At 57.6% G+C, this 3929-nt stretch carries 4 protein-coding genes; 1 reads left to right on the top strand and 3 read right to left on the bottom strand.

All coding sequences use genetic code 11. The features are described 5' to 3' along the window. Positions 1–504, top strand: a 504-nt coding sequence (locus CW742_RS08510) for a hypothetical protein (protein WP_292419122.1), incomplete at its 5' end; no start/stop codon positions are given. 38 nt (positions 505–542) lie between these two features. On the opposite strand, the gene CW742_RS08505 is transcribed toward CW742_RS08510, so the two are convergent. The 3 genes from CW742_RS08505 to purB form a co-directional block, all read right to left on the bottom strand. Further along, positions 543–914, bottom strand: a complete 372-nt coding sequence (locus CW742_RS08505) for a response regulator (RefSeq protein WP_292419119.1) — start codon at positions 912–914, stop codon at positions 543–545. After that, positions 904–2649 carry a PAS domain S-box protein gene (locus CW742_RS08500; protein ID WP_292419116.1) on the bottom strand — a complete coding sequence of 582 codons (1746 nt, stop codon included), beginning with the start codon at positions 2647–2649 and terminating at the stop codon, positions 904–906. Before CW742_RS08500 ends, CW742_RS08505 begins: the two co-directional genes overlap by 11 nt. Before the next feature lie 214 nt (positions 2650–2863). Then, positions 2864–3929 (bottom strand): adenylosuccinate lyase (gene purB, locus CW742_RS08495; RefSeq protein ID WP_292419113.1); only part of this gene is annotated, 1066 nt, incomplete at its 5' end.

Below are 3929 nucleotides of genomic sequence, written 5' to 3'. Positions count from 1 at the left end.
TTTTGTGTTATGCTCAGGCGTACAACGATATCAACACGTGCCTTTTCGGCGGCAGGGGAGTATGTGTTTAGGAAAGTCATCTCACCCAACGGCTGTTCGATCTTCGGTGTTGCGTCCGTTTCCGCAGTCCCCCGAACCTCTTCCGGGGGAGGCTCCGCATCCGGGAGCAGCAGCAGTTCTTCCCGCCATTATTACTCATCCGAATCGGGAAGATTGCAGGAGCAGCGGGCGCCACTCCAGCCTGCCGAGGGTGAGGAGGCCCTTTCAGATGCAGATAAGTCTCAACTGCCAGCCCCCACGCAGGCTGCACCACCCGTGGCAGCGGAAGATACCGGAGAGATTCCCTTTGCCGGCGCTGCAGAAAGAGAGATCGCCAGATCACTGGGAACGGTCATTGCTTTCATTGCCGAGAATATTATCGCCCTCTGCATGGGGGCTGCGGCTATCGTGGTCTGCGTCAGTTTTGTCCGCTGGTACAGAGAGCGACAACAATACTGGAGATAACACAATCACATTGCCGGATATACAGGGTGAATTGTTTATCACCCTGCCGGCAAACATTTCTCCATGGCCTCCTTCAGCTCTTCCAGCGAGACCGGTTTATGGAGGACGCTGACATGCGAGTCACTGATCTGCAGCATCCGCTCCTGGACTTCCGGCGCTGCCGTGAAAAGAACCACCGGAAGCTCCAGCATGCCCGGAAGTTCCCGCAGCCGTTTTAAAAACGTCCAGCCGTCGATTGGCACCATCATGATATCGAGAAGGATCAGTGCCGGAGGTTCGCGACGGACCGTCTCCAGTGCCACATTCGCATCAGGCATCAGGACCGGTTCATAGCCAAGTCGCCGGATCAACAAATCCATCATCTCGAGGATGGGCCGGTCGTCTTCCACGAGCATGACCTTATGCGTCATGGGGAACCTCTGCCGGCCGCTGTTTCGGGATATGGATCGTGAAGGTGCTCCCGACATTCACAACGGAATCCACGCTGATGAACCCGCCGTGCAGCTGGACATAGCGCTTGGCAATCGAGAGGGAAAGCCCGACACGCCCGGCTTTCTTTCCATTGCCGGCAAGGTCTGCTGGGTTCTGCGTCCTGAAGATCTCGTCCAGCTGGGTGTTGGTAATCCCGATCCCGTTGTCCCGTATCGCCAGCCGGTGCATCGTATCCTGCGCTGACGAGACATACGCGATACGGATCTTCCGCGGAGGTTTGGAGTAATTCACCGCATTGGAGAGCATAGAGCCGATGACCGTGGCAATCTTCCCCTCGTCCGCGTCGATGATCAGGCCGGGGGCATCGATGGCTATCTCTGCCTGTGCTCCGTAGCCCCCGCTCTCAATGATTGTGCGGAGAAGCGCCGGTACCGGTACGGGGGAATATTCGATAGGAATCTTCTCCGCTTCGAGCACCGAAAGCTCCAGCATCTGGTCGATAACCTGGCGTTCGTGATCAATGCTCTTTGCAACCCGGTCGAGGATCGCTTTCGTCTCGTCCGTGACGCCGTACTTCTCGGGATTCTGGGTCAGCATGGCAAGGTATCCCGTTATGGGCTGGAGGGGTGACTGGAGTTCGTGGACTGCCGTGCTGATGATGCCCCGGCGCCGGATGCTCTCGTTCTGCACCGACTCCTTGAGCCGTTCGTATTCGGTGATATCGACAAGGTTGATCAGTACCGCGGGGCTGCCCTTCTGGTGGATCCAGGTGAAGAAGAGGGTGCCAAGCCGGGTCTCGCCGGCTTTTGTCCGGAACTGCACCTCGGTCAGCCCGGGCAGGGGTGTACCGGCACCGGGACTCTCCGGCAGGACGGGGAACGCGCCACGGTCGTCCGGGTGGATGAGGTCACGGAAGTCCCTTCCCGCAAGTTCTTCCGCATCATAGCCGGTAAACGACCGGAACGTCGGGTTGGAATAACTGATCTTACCCGCGTTCACGACAACGATGCTGGTCGGGGCATGGTCCGTTACCTGCTGGTACTGCTGCGAGTTCTCGTCTGCAGCCTGCTCGGCAAGCTTCCTCTGGTTGATGTCGATAACCGAACAGCTGACCAGGTTCGCGTCGATCCGGCTCCACGAGAGGTTCACCCAGAACGGGTGCTCGCTTTTTTTTACGAATTGCGTCTCGAAGTTGACCACGTCCTCGCTTGACCCGAGAAACTCGAAGAACCGGCGCTGCTCTTTCTGGGTATCGAAGAACTGCGAGAAGTTCATCCCTGCCAGTTCTTCAGGTCGATAGCTGGTCATGGCCGAGAAATGGGAGTTTGCCATCTTGATCGCAAATGTATTCTGGTCGAAGAGGACAATCCCGAGAGGCGAGGTCTCAAAGATGCTGCGGTACCGGGTCTCACTCGTGTTGATCTTCTCGGTGAAATATGCGACAACCGCGGCAATGCAGATGAAGAGGATTGCCTGACCGGTGGTGTAGATCATCCCGGCAATGTCCGGGAATACGTAGATGTAGGCCAGGACTTCGTAGACAACGGCACAGAACCCGGCAAGGAAGAGGCCGCGCCGGGGATAGAAATACGTGGCATAGAGGATGGGGAAATAGAAGAGCTGGGAGTAGATCGTCTCAACGTGTTTCGTCAGCGAGATGGACGTGATGAAGATACACGAGAGGGTGAGCGAGGCAATGACGAAAAGCCGCACGATCTCCGTGTGCGATATCCTGTGCCCCGCCACCAAAAGAGATCGATCCATGAGTAGTGTCGTATTATCCGGGAATGGTTATAAATATTGTATCTGACCCTGGATTTTCGCTGCCTGTTTTTGTACAAGAAGGGGAACAAAAGAAGGGGAACAAAAAGGGAATGGGAACAAAACTGAAAAAAACCGGGAGACCGGGGGGTTGTTTTTCCCCAAATCAAATGGCGAGCGGCGAGAGTTTCTTAACAACTCGGTCAACCTGTTGCACGGCAGTCCCGATGTAGGCATCCGGAGAGAGGAGCGCTGCGATCTCCGCTTTTGAGCAGAACCGTACAACAGCGGGATCCTGTGCAAGGACATCGGCAAGCGCTTTTCCTTCGGCAAGCGCCTGCATGCTCGCGACGCGGATCTTTTCGTGGGAATCCTGCCGGCTCATGCCCTTCTTTGTCAGCTCGATCATCACCGACTCGGCCATGTTGATCCCGTGCAGGAACGCGAGGTTCCTGCGGATTGCGTCTTTCCTGATGACAAGGCCTTCGATGACACCGGCCATGAGCCGGAGGCAGTGGTCGGTGAGGATTGAAGCCTCGGGAAAGAGCACACGTTCGCACGAGGAGTTGGTGAGATCCCGCTCGTCCCAGAGGGTGTTGTTCTGGAGTGCAGGTTCAACGGCTGAACGGATGATCCGGGCAAGGCCGCAGACCTGCTCGCTCTTGATGGGGTTTCGTTTGTGGGGCATGGTCGAGGACCCAACCTGGTTCTTGCCGAACGCTTCCTCCACTTCGCCGATCTCGGTCCGCTGGAGCGAGCGGATCTCGACGCCAATCTTGTCGAGAGTTGTCGCAACATTCGCGCAGAACATGAAATACTCCGCGTACCGGTCGCGGGCAATCACCTGGTTGGAGACGTCCACCGATCCCATCCCGAGGTTTGCCATCATGGTTGCCTGCACGTCCATCGCCTTTGGCCCGAGCGCTGCCTGCGTCCCGACTGCACCGGTCATCTGGCCGACCACGACCCGGGGGCGCATCTGTTCGAGCCGCTCGATATGCCGGCCGACCTCGCTTGCCCAGATAGCGAAGCGGAGCCCGTAGGTCGTAGGTACACCGTGCTGGCCATGGGTCCTGCCGATGCAGACCAGCGTCTTGTTCTCTTCCGCCCGCTTCAGGAGAACCGCGATGAGTTTCCGGAGCTTTGTATCGATCAGGTCGAGCGACTTGCCGAGCTGGAGGCCGGTCGCCGTGTCGCGGATATCGTTGCTCGTGGCGCCGTGTTCCACCCGC

The organism is Methanoregula sp., from assembly GCF_002835825.1.
Lineage (GTDB): Archaea > Halobacteriota > Methanomicrobia > Methanomicrobiales > Methanospirillaceae > Methanoregula.
This window is presented reverse-complemented; position numbering and strand designations above follow the sequence as displayed.